Below are 16,649 nucleotides of genomic sequence, written 5' to 3'. Positions count from 1 at the left end.
GATAGTGATGAACTTTCAGCGCGGCCGGCGCCAGGAAGAGCCGGAAATCAACCTCATCCCGTTGATCGACGTGATGTTGGTCTTGATCATCTTCCTCGTGCTGACGACGACGTTCTCGAAGGTTTCCGGCCTCGAGATCAACCTGCCGACCGGCGAGTCGGCGCCGTCGGATAGCGCGCCGAACGAAATCGTCGTCGCGGTGAGTGCCGCCGGGGACATTCTGGTTAACCGCCAGCCGGTCGGCGGACAGGACGTCGCGGCGATCGCGGAAGCGCTGGGCCGCGCGACGCCCGCAGGGGCCGAGCCGGTCGTCGTCATCAATGCGGACGCGAAGGCCGAGCACCAGAACGTCATCAACGCGATACAGGCTGCGCAGCGGGTAGGGCTGCTCCGCGTCACGTTCGCGGTCCAGGCCCTGCCGCAGTGACTGACGCCGCGCCGCGGGGGTCACTCCGCGAACCGCACTGAACGATGCCGCGCAAAGCGCCGGCGTTCTGGCAGTCGCGGTCGCTCATCGCCCTCGCGCTGCTGCCGCTGTCCGGGCTCTTCGCCCTGCTGTCGGGCCTGCGCCGGCTGCTGTTCCGCGCAGGCGTGCTGAAGGCAGTCCGGGTTCCCGTTCCCGTCGTCGTCGTCGGCAACATCGCGGTCGGCGGTAGCGGCAAGACGCCCGTCGTCGAATGGCTCGTCCGCATTCTCCGCGAAGCGGGCTTCCGGCCGGGAATCATCAGTCGCGGTTATGGCGGCAGCGTTGAAGGCGTCGCAGTCGTGCCCGAAAACGGCGATCCGGCGTCATTCGGGGACGAGCCGGTGCTGCTCGCGCGGCTCGCGCGCTGCCCGGTCGCGGTCGGGGCCGACCGGCCGGAAGCGGCGCGCGCCCTGCTGCGCGCCCATCCCCAATGCGACGTCATCGTCTCCGACGACGGCTTGCAGCACTACCCGCTTAAACGCGACCTCGAAGTCGCGGTCGTCGATGAGCGGATGCTCGGCAATGGCTGGCTCCTCCCGGCCGGGCCGCTGCGCGAGCCGGTCGGGCGGCTCGACTCGGTCGATCTGATTCTCGCCCACGGGGCGCTGTCGGACCTCCTTGTCCGGCGCCTGCAGCGGCAGGTAGTGTTTGCGATGGGGCTCGAAGGCACTGAATTCGTTTCTCTTCGCGACCCGCGCGAGCGCCGCAGTGCCGAGGCGTTTCGCGGACGACGGGTGCACGCGGTTGCCGGCATCGGCCGGCCCGAGCGCTTTTTCGCGCAGCTGGCGGCGATGGGACTCGATGTCGTCGGCCATCCGTTCCCCGACCATCACCGCTTCGCGCCGGCCGATCTCGACTTCGCGCCCGGCGAAGCCAAAATTCTCACCAGCAAGGATGCGGTAAAATGCGCGTCCTTCGCCCCCGCGGACACTTGGGAATTCCCGGTGACGGCACGGATTGCCGCGGGCGCCGCCGAACGAATCCTGGAGAAACTGACGCATGGACGCCAGACTGCTTGAAATCCTCGTATGCCCGATCTGCAAGGGCCCTCTCGATTTCGTCAGGGACAAGCAGGAACTCGTCTGCAAGGCCGATCGGGTGGCGTTTCCGATCCGGGACGGAATTCCGGTGATGCTCGAGGAAGAAGCGCGGCAAATGGGCGCCGAAGAGGTCGACGCGCTGCGTCGCTGACGATGCCCGCGTTCCACGTCGTCATTCCGGCCAGGTTCGCATCGACCCGTCTCCCGGGTAAACCGCTCGCCGACATCGGCGGAAAGCCGATGATCGTGAGGGTGCTCGAACGTGTCCGCAGGACGGGCGCTGCGTCGGTATGGGTCGCGACTGACAACGAGGCCGTCCGCGACGCCGTCGTCGCGGCCGGCGGCGACGCGCTGGTGACGCGTGCGGACCATCCGAGCGGCACCGATCGCCTGGCCGAGGTCGTCGATGTGCTCGGCTGGGATGCGGACGACATCGTCGTCAACGTGCAGGGCGACGAACCGCTGATCGACCCGGCGCTGATCGCCGCGGTCGCCGAGGCGCTCGCCGATGACCCGGCCGCCGCGATCGCCACCGCAGCCCACCCGCTGCAGGAGGCGGCCGAGTTCTTCAATCCGAACGTCGTGAAAGTCGTCTGCGACGCGCGCGAGCGGGCGCTGTATTTCTCCCGCGCGCCGATGCCGTGGGCGCGCGACGCGTTCGCGACCGCGGGCGACCCGCTTCCGGCCGGGCTTCCGGCGCTGCGCCATGTCGGGATCTACGCGTACCGCGCCGCGTTCCTGCGCCGGTACGCGAGCCTCGCGATCTCGCCGCTCGAACAGTGGGAAGCGCTCGAACAGCTGCGCGCGCTCTGGCACGGGTACCCGATCCGCGTGCTGCGGATCGCCGCCGCGCCGGCCGCCGGAGTCGATACGCCGGAGGATCTGGAGCGGGTGAGGGCCGTGTTTGACCGGCTGGAGGGAGTCGAGTAAGTTTCGAAGTCTTTTTTTTTGCATAACGACGCGGCGCGGTACGGCCGCATGACAGGGAGGGAGCATGCGTTTGATTCTGTTGGGACCCCCGGGAGCGGGCAAGGGCACACAGGCGAACTTCATCAAGGAGAGGTTCGACATTCCGCAGATTTCCACCGGCGACATGCTGCGTGCCGCCGTCAAGGCGGGAACGCCGCTCGGGATCGAAGCCAAGAAGGTCATGGACGCCGGCGGGCTCGTGTCCGATGACATTATCATCGGGCTGGTGAAGGATCGTCTCAAGGAAGACGACTGCAAGGCCGGTTATATGTTCGACGGCTTCCCGCGGACGATTCCGCAAGCCGACGCGATGAAGGATGCTGGCGTGCCGATCGACTTCGTGCTCGAAATCGACGTCCCGGACAGCGAGATCGTCGAACGCATGAGCGGCCGCCGCGCGCATCTGGCGTCCGGCCGTACCTACCACGTCAAATACAACCCGCCGAAGGTCGCGGGCAAGGACGACGTGACCGGCGAGGATCTGATCCAGCGTGACGACGACCGCGAGGAAACCGTCAAGAAGCGTCTCGAGGTCTATCATTCCCAGACCAAGCCGCTCGTCGCGTACTACACGAAGTGGGCCGATTCCGGTGCGCCCGGAGCGCCGAAAGTTCGCAAGATCGCGGGCCTCGGCGCCGTCGACGAGATCACCGCGCGCGCATTCGAAGCGCTGAAGTAAGTATCATTTTTCGCGCTGAACGCGGCGAGCGGCGGACGCCCCTTCGCCGCGTTTCCGTTAACGAGCCGATGAAGAAAGCGAATCTCCTTTACGCACAGTCCGGCGGCGTCACCGCCGTCATCAACGCGACCGCGGCGAGCGTCATCTACGCCGCCCGCGGACGGCCCGACGCGGTCGGCAATATCCTTGCCGCCCGGCACGGCATTCTCGGCATTCTCGGCGAAGACCTGGTCGACACCTCGCCGCTCTCGGCGGCGGACCTCGAGAGGCTTTCGCATACGCCCGGCGGCACGTTTGGCTCGTGCCGCTTCGATGTCGACGCCCCCGACGCGAATCCGGCGCAGTACGACCGGCTGTTCGACGTCTTCGCGGCGCACGGGATAGGCTATTTCCTCTACAACGGCGGCAACGGGTCGATGGACACGGTCGCGAAAGTCTCGCTTGCGGCGCGACAGCGGGGTTATCCGCTCGTCTGCATCGGCGTGCCGAAGACGGTCGACAACGACTTGGAAGGGACGGACTGCTCGCCGGGCTTCGGTTCAGCGGCGAAATACGCGGCGACGGCGATGCTCGAAGCGGGACTCGACCTCATGTCGATGGCGAGTCGCGTCGGGCGCGCATTCGTGCTCGAAGTCATGGGGCGCAACGCCGGCTGGATCGCGGCCGCTACCGCGCTGGCATCCCGCGGCGGCGACGAGCCGCCGCACATCATCCTGATGCCCGAAGTGCCGTTCGACGAGGAGCCCTTCCTTGCTGCGGTCGAGGCGACCGTCGCGCGGCTCGGCTATTGTGCGATCACCGTGTCCGAGGGCATTCGCCGTTCGAACGGAACGCTGCTGATGGAGCAGAGCAAGGACGCGAAAGGCCACATCCAACTCGGCGGCGCCGGCCAGTGCATCGCGCGCATGATTTATCGTCGGTTAGGCTACAAGCATCACTGGGCGATTCCCGATTATCTCCAGCGGGCCGCCGGTCATCTCGTCTCGGGGACCGACCACGCGCAGGCGCGGGCGGTCGGCCATGCGGCGGTCGACTATGCCGTTTCCGGGCGGGATCGCGTGATGCCCGCGATTCGCCGCGTCGCCGATGCCCCCTACCGCTGGGAAGTCGAACCCGTCGACGTGGCGGCGATCGCGAACCTCGAACGCCGGGTTCCCGCGTCCTTCATCCGCGCGGACGGTCTGCACGTCACCGATGCGGCGCGCCGGTACCTCCGCCCCCTGATCGAAGGCGAGTTGTCTCCGCCATTCTCGGACGGGTTGCCCGACTATCCGCGCTTCGTCCTTCCGGTTGTGGCGCCGGTGCTCCCGCCTTACCGGCCCTGACCCTACGTCCAGTCCGGACCGGCTGATGGCTAATCGGCGGCGGCAGGGTTCAGCGTGTAGGTTCCGGTGAGTTTCGCTTCGGCGAGGATATGGCCGGCGATCGCGTTGCGCAGCTCCGTGCCGCCAAATCGGCCCTCCGGTACGCAGCCGTCGATGTCGAGCGCGTAGAGCGTGAATACGTAGCGGTGCACCAGCTCGTCGTTCCATGGCGGGCACGGTCCGTCGTAACCGTGATAGTCGCCGCGCATCGCGTCGTCGCCTGCGAACCACGCGGTATAGTCGTTGATTCCATGCTTTCCGTACGGCGCATCGGGTCCCGGTTTTCCGCCCGGGGTCACTTCGTTCGAAAAGCTTCCGGCCGGAATTTCGCGCAGATCAGCCGGCAGATCTGCCAGTACCCAGTGGAAGAAATCGACGCGGGCAAGCGTGGCGGGGACGACTTTCCCCTCCTGATTTACGTCGTCGCCCTTGCTCGGCACGTCCGGATCATGACAGATCAACGCGAACGAGCGCGTCCCCGCCGGCGCGCTGGGCCACTCGAGCTGCGGGTTGAGGTTGTTGCCGAGGCGGACGTGGCCGTCAACTGCGGGAACGCAGAATGCGAACTCGCGAGGAATGCGCTCGCCGTCGGCGAAGCTCTGGCTGGTGAGTTTCATGCCGCTGGACTCCTTTGGGTTCATCGGGCCGGAACGCGGAAACGGCTTCGATCCATTGTAGTGCGCGATTCGGGCCGCGGACCGCACCGCTTGCGGGCGCTCACGCTGCACCGCGCCGCCTGAAGTCGCGGAGCCGGAAACCGAGCGCGAACAGCGTTGCAAGATAAGCGGCGCCGCCGGCGCTCACGAGCACCGCAAGCCGCAGCATGCGAGCCACACCGCCCTGTACCAGCCACGAAGCCTCTTCGCCGGCACCGAACCACAACACGGCGCCAAGTGCGACCAGCGCGGCGGCCATGCGCAGCGAGAATCGACCCCATCCCGGTTGCGGCTGATAGACGTCGCGGCGGCGCAGGCCGCGAAACAGCAGTCCGGCATTGAGCAGGGACGCGAGTCCGATGGACAACGCGAGTCCGGCATGCTTCAGCGGCACGATGAATGCGAGATTCATCAGTTGCGTCGCGACGAGCGTCAGGATCGCGATCTTCACCGGCGTGCGGATGTCCTGGCGTGCGTAGAAACCGGGCGCGAGGATCTTGACGAGAATCAGCCCGGTCAGTCCGACGCTGTAGGCGATCAGCGCGAGCCGCGTTTGCATCACGTCTGCCGCAGTGAACGCCCCGTGCTGGAACAGCGTCGAAATCAGCGGCACCGCGAGCAGCGCGAGCGCGAGCGCGGCGGGAAGTGTCAGCAGCAGCGTCAGTCGCAGGCCCCAGTCGAGCAACGACGAGAACGCCTGCGGCTGTTCATCCGCGTGGAGCTTCGACAGGCTAGGCAGCAGGATCGTGCCGAGCGCGGCGCCGAGCAGCCCCGCCGGAAACTCCATCAGCCGGTCCGCGTAGTACAGCCACGACACGCTGCCGCTTTCGAGGAAGGACGCAAAGATCGTGTTGATCAGCAGCGAGATCTGGCTGACCGACACGCCGAGGATCGCCGGAGCCATCAGCTTCGCGGTGCGCCGCACGCCGGGGTCGGACAGGTTCAGGTCGAATCGCGGCAGCAAGCCGATGCGCGACAGCGGACGCAGCTGCAGCGCCAACTGCAGCACGCCGCCGATGAACACAGCCCACGCGAGCGCAAGCACCGGCGGATCGAAATACGGCGCGGCGAACAACGCCATCGCGATGAACGAGAGGTTCAGTAGTACCGGCGTGAAGGCGGGAATCGCGAAACGGCTCCAGGTGTTCAGCACGCCCCCGGCGAGCGCGACCAGCGACATGAACAGGATGTACGGGAAGGTGATGCGGGTAAGTTCGACCGTCAGCGCGAACTTGTCGGGCTCCGCCGCGAAGCCCGGCGCCGAGATCGCGATGATGAGCGGCGCGGCGAGGATCCCGAGGGCCGCGACGGCCGTGACGGTGAGCCCGAGCGCGGTGGCGACGCGATTCACGAGCCGGTGCGTTTCCTCCGGTCCCTGCCGGTTCTTGTATTCGGCGAGGATCGGCACGAAGGCCTGCGAGAATGCGCCCTCGGCGAACATCCGCCGCAGCAGGTTCGGCAAGCGGAATGCGACGAAGAACGCGTCGGTCGCAATGCCGGCACCGAACGCACGGGCGATCACGAAGTCGCGGACAAAGCCGAGAATGCGCGACAGCAGCGTCATGCCGCTCACGGTCGCGAGCGCACGCAACAGATTCATGCGGAATTCCGGGAAAAGCCGAGATGATAGCGGCAGCCGCAACGCCGCAGGCGTTCGATTGAAACGACGATGTATTTCCCCGGGCAACGAGGTCGGCAGCGCCGCAGGCTTGCGCGGCAGCTCGTTGGGCGGTAAACTCGCGCGCTTTCACGAACCAACCAACGGAAGAACACATTTATGGCCAATTCGGCACAAGCCCGCAAGCGCGCCCGTCAGGCGGTCGTGGCCCGCGCTCACAATGGCAGCCTGCGTTCGCGTCTGCGTACCGCGATCAAGGCTGTGCAAAAGGCCGTCGTGGGTGGCGACAAGGCCGCTGCGCAAGCCGTGTTCCGCACCTCGACGAGCACGATCGACAGCATCGCCGACAAGAAGATCATCCACAAGAACAAGGCCGCGCGTCACAAGAGCCGTCTGTCGGCCGCGATCAAGGCGATGGCTGCCTGATCTGCGCATCCCCGGCTGCAAAATAGAAACGGCGACTTCGGGTCGCCGTTTTTGCGTCAGCGTGCGGCTGGAGCGGGCTATGGCGCAGGCCGTAGTCACACGCCCTCGATCGGCTCCATCTGCAGGTCGTTGTCGTTCGCGAAGTTGATCAGGAATTTGTACGCGAGGGGTTCGACCGCGTAGAGGCGGGCGTCGACCAGAACCGTTTTGTCTCCTTTGAGAGTGCAGCCGGGGCGCACGTAAGGCGAGTACGTCATGCGATTGTCGGCGCCGAACGCCGACATGATGCCGCACAAGCGGTCGGCCCAGTCGCTAGGGCGGAATTTCTTTCCTTCTTTGGTGACCCCGATGATGACGAAGCTGTTGTTTGCTTGATTCATATGTCACGCCATGGCGGCTGGGGGGAGTCGGCGCTCCGGCTTTCGCCGATTCTGCGGCGCCTCGAAAACGGGGCGGATTCTATCAGAAAGAAGGCCGCGACTGAGTCGCCGGCGCGATCGAAAGGCACCTGTCGACGGTGCTCGGAGGCCGCGTGCGAACGCTCCCCGGGCGGTCCGCAAACTATACAATCCGGAGCCTTTCGCTTAACATCGCCGCTTCGACTTCACACGGCGGCGCCCTGCCGCCGTGTGCATTTCTGGTTATCCTGATCGGGGTCATCCATGTCGCATCTCATGAACACTTACGCCAGATTGCCTGTCGCGTTCACGCATGGCGAGGGCGTCTGGCTCTTTGATGAGACGGGAAAACGTTATCTCGACGCGCTCTCGGGCATCGCCGTGTCGACCCTCGGCCATAATCATCCGCGTCTCGTCCGCACGATCGCCGCCCAGGCTGGACGCGTCCTGCATACATCGAACCTCTATCGCATCCCGCTTCAGGAAGAACTCTCCGATCGTCTCGCCGCTCTGTCAGGCATGGACGAAGTGTTTTTCTGCAACTCCGGCTGCGAGGCCAACGAAGCGGCAATCAAGCTCGCACGGTTCTACGGTCACAAGAAGGGCATCGAGCAGCCGACGATCATCGTTATGGAAAACGCGTTCCACGGCCGCACGCTGGCGACGCTGTCCGCGACGGGGAACCGCAAAACCCAAGCCGGCTTTGAGCCGCTGGTATCCGGCTTCGTGCGCGTGCCATACAAGGACATCGGCGCGATCCGCACCGTCGGCGAGCACAATCACAACGTCGTCGCCGTGATGCTGGAGATGGTGCAAGGCGAAGGCGGCATCAATATCGCCGACGAGGCGTTCCAGCGCGAACTGCGGCAGGTGTGCGACGAACGCGGCTGGATGATGATCTGCGACGAAGTGCAGTGCGGCATGGGGCGCACCGGCAAGTGGTTCGGCTGGCAGCATGCCGGGGTCAAGCCGGACATGATGACGCTGGCGAAGGGGCTCGGCTCGGGCGTCCCGATCGGCGCCTGCGTCACGACCGGTCTCGCGGCCGGCTTGTTCGGTCCCGGTAACCACGGTTCGACTTTCGGCGGCAACCCCCTTGCGTGCGCCGCCGGACTCGAAACGCTCGCGACGATCGAGGACGACGGCCTGATGGCGAACGCCGTCCGCGTCGGCGAAGCGATGCGGGCCGGCATGCACGAAGCGCTCGCCGGCGTTTCGGGCGTCGTCGACATCCGCGGACAGGGCCTGATGATCGGCATCGAGCTCGACCGGCCATGCGGCGGACTCGTCTCGCAGGCGCTCGAGGCCGGCCTGCTGATCAACGTCACCGCGGAGCGCGTGATCCGCCTGTTGCCTGCGCTCGTCTTCACCGAGCAGGACGCGCAGACGCTCGTCGAGCGGCTCGCGCCGCTCGTGCGGCAGCATCTCGAACAATGAGGGCGGCCCGATGAAGCAACCGCGCCACTACCTGCAATTCAAGGATTTCACCCGGGAAGACTACGAACAGGTCTTCGCCCGGACGCGCTGGATCAAGGACAAGTTCAAGCGCTATGAACCCTATCACCCGCTATTCGACCGCTCGCTCGTGATGATCTTCGAGAAGGCCAGCACGCGCACCCGCTTGTCGTTCGAGGCAGGGATGCAGCAGCTCGGCGGGTCGGCGATCTACCTGAATACGCGCGATTCGCAGCTCGGTCGCGGGGAACCCGTCGAGGATGCGGCGCAGGTGATCTCGCGCATGAGCGACCTCGTGATGATCCGCACCTTCGAGCAGGACATCATCGAACGCTTCGCCGCGCATTCGCGCGTGCCGGTCATAAACGGGCTGACGAACGAATATCACCCCTGCCAGATCCTCGCGGACATCTACACGTTCATCGAGCATCGCGGCTCGATCCGGGGCAAGACCGTCGCGTGGGTCGGCGACTCGAACAACATGTGCAACACCTGGCTGCAGGCCGCCGAGTTGCTCGACTTCAACGTCCACGTGTCGACGCCGCCGGGCTACGAGGTCGAACCCGAGCGCGCCGGGCTGTACGGCACCGGGCACTTCGAGCAGTTCGAGGACCCGATGCAGGCGTGCAAGGGTGCGGATCTCGTCACGACCGACGTCTGGACCTCGATGGGCTTCGAGGCCGAGAACGACGAGCGGATGAAGGATTTCGCGGACTGGTGTGTCGATGCCGAGATGATGGGCAATGCGCGCGCCGATGCCGTGTTCATGCACTGCCTGCCCGCCCACCGGGGCGAGGAAGTCACGGCAGATGTCATCGACGGACCGCAATCGGTCGTCTGGGACGAGGCGGAAAATCGCCTGCATGTGCAGAAAGCACTGATGGAATACCTCGTGCTGGGCAAGGTCGAAGACTGACGCCCGCACGTTGAGAACCGGGTCGCGTTGCGGCCAGCCTGTTGAGCGGAAATCGGAAGAGCGGAAATCATGAGTGACGTGAAGAAAGCGGTGCTCGCCTATTCGGGCGGCCTGGACACCTCGGTGATCCTGAAGTGGCTGCAGGACACCTATCAGTGCGAGGTGGTGACCTTCACCGCCGACCTCGGCCAGGGCGAGGAGCTCGAGCCCGCCCGTCAGAAGGCGCTGAAGTTCGGCATCAAACCCGAGAACATCTTCATCGACGATCTGCGCGAGGAGTTCGTCCGCGACTTCGTGTTCCCGATGTTCCGCTGCAATACCGTCTACGAAGGCGAATACCTGCTCGGCACCTCGATCGCCCGCCCGCTGATCGCGAAGCGCCAGATCGAGATCGCCCAGGCCGCCGGCGCCGACGCCGTCTCGCACGGCGCGACCGGCAAGGGCAACGACCAGGTCCGTTTCGAACTCGGCTATTACGCGCTGATGCCCGGCGTGAAAGTCATCGCGCCGTGGCGCGAATGGGATCTGCTGTCGCGGGAAAAGCTCCTCGCGTACGCCGAGCGCGCCGGCATCCCGATCGAGATGAAGCACAAGCAAGGCGGCTCGCCATACTCGATGGATGCGAACCTGCTGCACATTTCGTTCGAAGGTCGCCATCTCGAGAATCCGGCCGCCGAGGCCGAGGAAGACATGTGGCGCTGGACGGTGTCGCCGGAATCCGCGCCCGACGCGGCCGAGTACGTCGATCTCGAGTTCGAGCGCGGCGACCTCGTCGCGATCAACGGCACGCGGATGAAGGCGCACGAACTGCTCGCGAAGCTCAACGAGCTCGGCGGCAAGCACGGCATCGGCCGGCTCGATCTCGTCGAGAACCGCTATGTCGGCATGAAGAGCCGCGGCTGCTACGAGACCCCGGGAGGCACGATCCTGCTGCGCGCGCACCGCGCGATCGAATCCGTCACGCTCGACCGCGAAGTCGCCCACCTCAAGGACGACCTGATGCCGCGTTACGCCAGTCTGATCTACAACGGCTACTGGTGGAGCCCCGAGCGCCACGCGCTGCAGGCGCTGATCGACCACACGCAGCAGACCGTCAACGGGTGGGTGCGCGTGAAGCTGTACAAGGGCAACGTCATCGTCACCGGCCGCGATTCGAAGACCGACTCGCTGTTCGATCCGACCATTGCGACGTTCGAGGACGACCAGGGCGCGTACAACCAGAAGGACGCGCACGGCTTCATCCGCCTCAATGCGCTGCGCATGCGCATCGCCGCGAACGCGAAGACCAAGCGCGGCTAAGGAGACCGATCGATGGACGGCGACCCGATCATCTTCGGGCTGACGATCGCGGAGTTCGAGGATTACTCGCTCAAGATCCTCCTGACTGCGCTGATCCTCTACATGCTGTTCATCATCGGCAACCTCGCAAAGGAATCGAAAGCCGGCCGGTACGGCACCGTGTGGTTGTTCATCGCGCTCGGGCTCGGGTTCGTCGGCTTCATCTCCAAGAGCTTCATTCAGAAATTTCTGGGCATCGAATAAGGATTACCCAAGCATGAGCTTGACCGACAAGTACGACGGCGTCTCCGTCACGACCAAGGCCAATGTCTATTTCGACGGCAAGTGCGTGAGCCACGGCATCGTGCTCGCCGACGGCACGAAGAAGTCGGTCGGCGTGATCCTGCCGTCGACCTTGACGTTCAACACCGGCGTCGCCGAAATCATGGAAGGGGTCGCCGGCAGCTGCCGGGTCCGCCTGAAAGGCGAGAACGAGTGGAAGATCTACGGCGCCGGCCAATCGTTCAACGTACCGGGCAACTCCAGTTTCGACATCGAAGTCGACGGCGAGCCCTACCACTACATCTGCCATTTCGGGTGAGGGAAAGCGGCCATGCCATCTTTCGACATCATGTCCGAAGTCGACATGCCATCACTGAAGAATGCGGTGGACGTGGCGAACCGAAAGATCACCGGCCGCTACGACTTCAAAGGCACCGACGCCCGCGTTGAGCAGAGCGAGAAATTGCTCACTCTCTTCGGCGACAGCGACTTTCAGCTCGACCAGATGCGGCAAATCCTGCTGCCAGAAATGACCGCCAAGAAGATCGACGTCCGCTGCCTCGAACACGGCGATCCGCAAAAGATCGGCGGTAACAAGCTCAAACAGGAACTGAAGGTCCGCGTCGGCGTCGAGCAGGACGTTTCCAAGAAAATCGTCAAGCTGCTGAAAGACAGCAAGCTGAAGGTCCAGGCGTCGATCCAGGGCGACGCTGTGCGCGTGAGCGGGGCGAAGCGCGACGTGTTGCAGGACGCGATCGCGTTGGTGAAGAAGGAAATCACGGATTTTCCGTTGCAGTTCGGGAATTTCAGGGACTAGGGTTCGAAGGGCCGGCGCAATCGCGTCGCCAGTTTCCCCACGGAAGGGCGCTGCTCTGGATCGAGCAGCGCCCTTTTTGTTTTCTGGACGCGCGACGCGGGCCTGCATTGAGCAAGCCGGCGAGCGTGTCGAAATTCGCATTGAAATATGCTTTTGGAGTATTCAGACAATGCAAATAGAATTGCCGCTCCGGGTCGAATGCAGCGGGGAGGGACAATGGGACGTACGGGGTCCGAAGCCAAAAACAGAAGCGCATTGCCGCGCGTCAACGCGGGGAGCGTTCGTGCGAGTACCTCCGCGGGTTTCAGTCTCGTTGAGCTTCTCGTCGTTATCGCGATTCTCGCGCTTCTCGTGTCTCGTGCGGCGCCTTCGTTCTCTGGTCTCGTTTCCGAAAACCGGGTTGTCGATGCGTCGAACGATTTCCTCGGCACAATCTTGCTGACGCGGTCCGAGGCACTCAAGCGCCGGCGGCGCGTGACTATGTGCGTGAGCAGGGACGCGTCGAGCTGCGGCGGGGGAGGGGGCTGGCACGAAGGATGGCTCGTGTTCGAAGATGCCGACGAAAACGGAAACCGGGACGTCGGAGAGGCGCTGATCGCGTCGGCGCCGGCGCGGCCAGCTACGATCAGTGTTACTGGGAACGCGCCCGTGTCCGAATACGTGTCGTACGTCGCGACCGGCCGCTCGCAGCTCCTCAGCGGCGGTCTTCAAATGGGCACGATCACGATCTGCGAGGCGCCATTCGGCCGCCAGCTGATCATCAACTACGCCGGCCGCCCCCGGGTACGTCGGACGGCGTGTTGAGGCAGGGATGGAGGACGCCCGGAGGGAGTCAATTCCGTCCTTTCCCCCCGCATGCCGACGACGCTAGTCGATCGTCTTGTACCGATACACCTTCATTCGGTGGTTCTTGATTGGAATCGGCGGAAGCTGGCCCTCCAGCGGTGAGCCGCCAAGCGAGTTTTCGTCGCCGGAAGCGCCGCCTCCCTCGCCTCCGCTCGGCTTTCCGCCCATCATAAACGGGACGATCTCGCCGTCGACCTCGACGAGTCCGACGACCGCCGACGGAGGAAGGCCCCCTCCGGTGAACGTCGCCGATCGGGCGATCGGCGACGACGACGGCCCGTCACACGTCGCCCCGCCATGCAGGAAGCAGGCCGCGTAGCCCCGTGCTGTGCCGAGCGCGGAGCAGTTGTCGGGGTTCTTCGCCTGGAAAGTGCTGAAGTTGACGAGCCCCCCGATCGTTGCGGCGCTCGTCACGATCTGCTCCTTCGGGCCGCCGACACTCATCTGGTCGAGATCGATCACCCAGCCGCGGGGCCTTTTGTCCGGATCCGAGAAGACCGCAAGGTAGTCGACGGTCGTGTCGGTCGTGTTCATCAGGTGACAACTCGTCGAACTGAGCGCTGCGTTCCCCGGCGCGTCGCAGTCGTTGCTGTCGTCGATCGTGACGAACGGCGAAGCTGAACCGGACGTACGTGAATATTCGTCCCAGAAGCCGTAGAAGCGGTTCCGGACTTTCGCGGCGGCAGACGTGTCGAGCGGCTTCTCGCGGTTGCCAGACCCGATCAGCACGACGTTGTAATTTCCGATCGTGATGACGTCGGGCGCGTAGAGAAACTTCCGGCGGCGCTGTTCGTTGGTCCAATCGCCGATCTTCGCGACCTTCGTCACGATCCAGTCGTTCTGGTCCTGGGCGTCGGCAGCGGTCGGGTCGGTCAAGTTAATCCGCCAAAGGTTGCCAATCGTGTCGGCGGCATAGAGCACGTCGGAGTACCCGTCGACGTTTGTGTCGAGGGGCACGAGGTCGGCAACGACGTGACCGGCGGCCGCGCCGAAATCGATGAAACGTAAAAGCGCGCCTGTCGCGGCGTCGAGGACGTAGATGCCTTTGCCGGTCGTCGACGACGAGCAGTTGCGCAGCTCGGTGTCCTCGCATTTGTCATAGCCGGCCCCGAACACTGTGTAGAGCGTGTCCTGGCCTTTGACGCGGACGACCTTCGGTGTCGACCAGGTCTGGCCGATCTTCGTTACGCCCGTCCCGCCATCGCAGTCGGTATTCGCATCCATCGGGCATCCGAAGCGCCACAGCGGCACGGGATCCGAGGTGCCCGGGTGGGTGGTCGCGTCGAACGCGTAGACCATCCGGCCGCCGCGGCGCATCGACGCGTAAAGATACTTGACGGGGCTGCCGGTCCCGTCTGCATTCTCCGGGCCGACGTAGGCACCGAGCGAGCCGTCGAAGAAATAATCCTTCGGCGACGTCGGGTCGTCGAAGAAACTTACCAGCGGAAAGTTGTTGCGGTTCCGGGCGAGGCGGGGAAAGAACTCGGGTGGAAGGAAGGCCCACAGTTCCGAGCCACTGACGGCTCCGTCTCCTTCGTCCCGGTTGCCGTCGATCGCGCGCAGCAAACCGTCATCCGCGCCGTAGAAGACGACGACGTTTTCCACGTCCGAGGTGCCGTAGTTGATCGCGAGCGGACGTGAATGGATAACCCCGCCGTGTACTGTCGGGCGCATCTTGGTCGCGGCCTTCTGGTACCGCTCGTCGTCCGCAGTCACCTCGGCAGTGTTGTATCCGTCACCGACGTTGTCGCCGCGAATCCATTGCCTGAGCGTGTCAGTTCCCACGTCGAACGACGTCAGGGCGTTGCAGTTCGCGGGGGCGGCTGCGCAAGTACGGATCACGCGCGCCGACGGCGTCATCACGCGCAGTTTCTGGCCCGCGCCGCCGCGCTCGACGATGCTTCCGTCCGGCCTGTCGTTGTGCGGAAAGTCGGTGCAACTAGCACGCGGAAAGTCGTAGTCCGGCGTCGGCGGCTCGGTCACGCTCTGCCAATAGTCGCCCGAGTCCGACGTCCAGAAGCTGCGCGCGCAGCTCTGGAGGAAGCCGGTATTCGCGTTGTCGACCGCCGGCTCACCATCCGCATCCGCGAGATACAGCGTCCGCTTGACGGTGTCTCCGATGACCGTCTTCTGCAGCTTGAACTGGTACTGTTTCAGGTTGCCGGCCCACCGCGGGCGCTGGTTCGCGTCCGGCCGGAACATGCCGATGAACACCTGGTTCAGATACGTGCCCTGCGTATTTACGCTGATTGGCAATGCCGCCGATGCGAACGCGCTATTGACGGCGGCAATTTGCGTGAACACGTTCCGAAGCGCCTTCACGAGCGCGCCGAGGTCGCCATCGACCTTGAACGCGCCGCCGACGCCCGAGCCGCCGTAAATAGCCATACTGTTCAGCAGGGCAGTCTGCTTCAGGTCCTCCGACTTGTTGAAGACGTTGATCGTGAAAGTCTTGATCGGCTGGTGACCGGAAACGGCGCTCACGTCGGTGTGTGCAAGGAACTGTGTCCATTCGTCCGCAAAGCGGATGTCGGACTTGTTTTTCGCATCGTAGAGCTGTCCGGGCGCGAGTCCGAGGTAGCTCATCACCGCGTTCGTCGCAGGGCTCGCGTTCTGATCGGTGCCGTATTCCTGATTCGGGAACTGGTTCCCGATCAGCAGGATGTAGTTCTTGCCGCACGAGTCCTCGCCGATCGGGCTCTTGTACTTGTTCTTCGCACTCGTCTCGAACGCCGCCGGGTCTTCGAGATCAAGCGGCTTCGAGTATCGCAACGGACCGAAGCCTCGTTCCCCCGCGGGCGAGCTCATCGCGGTTGCCGCGGCATCGTTCGTCTTCGCGTAGCCGCCGAAATATTTGAACGCCTCGAACAGCGCCGTTCCGTAGTCGGTCGATGACGGACCTTTGAATTCGTTCGCGGTGATCTTGCTGTCGATTTCGGTCAGGTCTGCGAGCAGATCGGTGCACCCGCTCAACGTCGGCGCGAGCGGTTGGATGCGCCTACGGATGTAGCCGGAGACTGCGCTGTTGCTATCGAGGGTCCCGGCCGTGTTGTAGAGCATCAGGCCGACATTGATGTTGAACGGCGCGCTCGTTCCACATGCGAGCTCTTCGAGTACGGCCTTGAGCGCGCGTATTTCGACCTGCCCCTGGACGAGGCTGCTTTCGGATCCGAAGACCTTTTCGGCGTAGGACAGGCACGTCGGATCGCCGCCGCACTTCGTGATGACGCTCGCCTTGCTCCAGGCTTGATTCGCCGCGGACCAGTTGGCCGAGTTATCGATGAACAGGAGCACGTTTGGGGCCGATGCCGCGGTGGACTGCGTATAGATGTCGATGTCCTCGGCGCTTGCCTTGAGCGGGAGAACGGCTGCGGCGCAAACCAATGCGAGTGCGAGTTTTTTCCAGGGCTTCATCGCTTCGATCCAAAAGTCCGACGAG

Annotated in this window: 18 protein-coding genes; 14 read left to right on the top strand and 4 right to left on the bottom strand. The window is 64.4% G+C overall.

Annotated features, from left to right (window positions below; genetic code table 11):
• Window positions 1-7: 7 nt before the first annotated feature.
• The 6 genes from V6M37_RS04350 to V6M37_RS04325 all read left to right on the top strand — a co-directional run bounded on the left by V6M37_RS04350 (window position 8) and on the right by V6M37_RS04325 (window position 4,479).
• Window positions 8-427: an ExbD/TolR family protein gene (locus tag V6M37_RS04350; protein ID WP_332671290.1), complete on the top strand. Its 420-nt coding sequence runs from the start codon at window positions 8-10 to the stop codon at window positions 425-427.
• A gap of 44 nt (window positions 428-471) precedes the next feature.
• Complete coding sequence (gene lpxK / locus V6M37_RS04345; RefSeq protein ID WP_332671289.1) at window positions 472-1,485, top strand: tetraacyldisaccharide 4'-kinase; 1,014 nt, start codon at window positions 472-474, stop codon at window positions 1,483-1,485.
• Entirely contained in the window at window positions 1,466-1,657 is a 192-nt protein-coding gene (locus V6M37_RS04340; protein WP_332671288.1) for a Trm112 family protein, read from the top strand. The genes lpxK and V6M37_RS04340 overlap by 20 nt, the downstream gene beginning before the upstream one ends.
• Window positions 1,658-1,659: 2 nt before the next feature.
• The gene (kdsB, locus tag V6M37_RS04335; RefSeq protein ID WP_332671287.1) at window positions 1,660-2,436 is read left to right on the top strand and encodes a 3-deoxy-manno-octulosonate cytidylyltransferase; all 777 of its coding nucleotides are present in this window, start codon (window positions 1,660-1,662) and stop codon (window positions 2,434-2,436) included.
• Between the two features lie 64 nt (window positions 2,437-2,500).
• Window positions 2,501-3,154 carry an adenylate kinase gene (adk, locus tag V6M37_RS04330; protein ID WP_332671286.1) on the top strand — a complete coding sequence of 218 codons (654 nt, stop codon included), beginning with the start codon at window positions 2,501-2,503 and terminating at the stop codon, window positions 3,152-3,154.
• A 68-nt stretch (window positions 3,155-3,222) separates the two neighbouring features.
• Complete coding sequence (locus V6M37_RS04325) at window positions 3,223-4,479, top strand: 6-phosphofructokinase (RefSeq protein WP_332671285.1); 1,257 nt, start codon at window positions 3,223-3,225, stop codon at window positions 4,477-4,479.
• 29 nt (window positions 4,480-4,508) lie between these two features.
• Here the strand turns inward: V6M37_RS04325 and V6M37_RS04320 are convergent, their stop codons facing one another.
• On the bottom strand, window positions 4,509-5,135 hold the full coding sequence (locus V6M37_RS04320) for a YbhB/YbcL family Raf kinase inhibitor-like protein (RefSeq protein ID WP_332671284.1): 627 nt from the start codon (window positions 5,133-5,135) through the stop codon (window positions 4,509-4,511).
• A gap of 100 nt (window positions 5,136-5,235) precedes the next feature.
• On the bottom strand, window positions 5,236-6,774 hold the full coding sequence (gene murJ / locus V6M37_RS04315) for a murein biosynthesis integral membrane protein MurJ (RefSeq protein ID WP_332671283.1): 1,539 nt from the start codon (window positions 6,772-6,774) through the stop codon (window positions 5,236-5,238).
• A gap of 177 nt (window positions 6,775-6,951) precedes the next feature.
• Here murJ and rpsT point away from each other — a divergent pair, with 177 nt between their 5' ends.
• Entirely contained in the window at window positions 6,952-7,218 is a 267-nt protein-coding gene (gene rpsT / locus V6M37_RS04310) for a 30S ribosomal protein S20 (RefSeq protein ID WP_076601256.1), read from the top strand.
• A 95-nt stretch (window positions 7,219-7,313) separates the two neighbouring features.
• Here rpsT and V6M37_RS04305 read toward each other — a convergent pair whose 3' ends face one another.
• Entirely contained in the window at window positions 7,314-7,598 is a 285-nt protein-coding gene (locus V6M37_RS04305; RefSeq protein WP_332671282.1) for a DUF3579 domain-containing protein, read from the bottom strand.
• A 282-nt stretch (window positions 7,599-7,880) separates the two neighbouring features.
• Here V6M37_RS04305 and V6M37_RS04300 point away from each other — a divergent pair, with 282 nt between their 5' ends.
• The 7 genes from V6M37_RS04300 to V6M37_RS04270 all read left to right on the top strand — a co-directional run bounded on the left by V6M37_RS04300 (window position 7,881) and on the right by V6M37_RS04270 (window position 13,168).
• Window positions 7,881-9,053: an aspartate aminotransferase family protein gene (locus V6M37_RS04300; RefSeq protein ID WP_332671281.1), complete on the top strand. Its 1,173-nt coding sequence runs from the start codon at window positions 7,881-7,883 to the stop codon at window positions 9,051-9,053.
• A 10-nt stretch (window positions 9,054-9,063) separates the two neighbouring features.
• Window positions 9,064-9,987: an ornithine carbamoyltransferase gene (gene argF / locus V6M37_RS04295; protein ID WP_332671280.1), complete on the top strand. Its 924-nt coding sequence runs from the start codon at window positions 9,064-9,066 to the stop codon at window positions 9,985-9,987.
• 69 nt (window positions 9,988-10,056) lie between these two features.
• Entirely contained in the window at window positions 10,057-11,286 is a 1,230-nt protein-coding gene (locus V6M37_RS04290; RefSeq protein WP_332671279.1) for an argininosuccinate synthase, read from the top strand.
• 12 nt (window positions 11,287-11,298) lie between these two features.
• The gene (locus V6M37_RS04285; protein WP_332671278.1) at window positions 11,299-11,529 is read left to right on the top strand and encodes a DUF2788 domain-containing protein; all 231 of its coding nucleotides are present in this window, start codon (window positions 11,299-11,301) and stop codon (window positions 11,527-11,529) included.
• A 13-nt stretch (window positions 11,530-11,542) separates the two neighbouring features.
• The gene (ppnP, locus tag V6M37_RS04280) at window positions 11,543-11,866 is read left to right on the top strand and encodes a pyrimidine/purine nucleoside phosphorylase (protein WP_332671277.1); all 324 of its coding nucleotides are present in this window, start codon (window positions 11,543-11,545) and stop codon (window positions 11,864-11,866) included.
• A gap of 12 nt (window positions 11,867-11,878) precedes the next feature.
• The gene (locus V6M37_RS04275; RefSeq protein ID WP_332671276.1) at window positions 11,879-12,364 is read left to right on the top strand and encodes a YajQ family cyclic di-GMP-binding protein; all 486 of its coding nucleotides are present in this window, start codon (window positions 11,879-11,881) and stop codon (window positions 12,362-12,364) included.
• Window positions 12,365-12,511: 147 nt separating this feature from the next.
• A complete protein-coding gene (locus V6M37_RS04270) occupies window positions 12,512-13,168 on the top strand; it encodes a GspH/FimT family pseudopilin (protein ID WP_332671275.1) in 657 nt (218 codons plus the stop codon).
• 63 nt (window positions 13,169-13,231) lie between these two features.
• On the opposite strand, the gene V6M37_RS04265 is transcribed toward V6M37_RS04270, so the two are convergent.
• Window positions 13,232-16,624, bottom strand: coding sequence for a pilus assembly protein (locus V6M37_RS04265; RefSeq protein WP_332671274.1), 3,393 nt, complete (start codon window positions 16,622-16,624; stop codon window positions 13,232-13,234).
• Window positions 16,625-16,649: the final 25 nt, after the last annotated feature.

The sequence above is a fragment of the Aromatoleum sp. genome (assembly GCF_036675785.1).
In the GTDB taxonomy this organism is placed as follows: domain Bacteria; phylum Pseudomonadota; class Gammaproteobacteria; order Burkholderiales; family Rhodocyclaceae; genus Aromatoleum.
The sequence above is the reverse complement of the archived record's forward strand: the minus strand, read 5'-3'. Positions and strand labels throughout refer to the sequence as shown.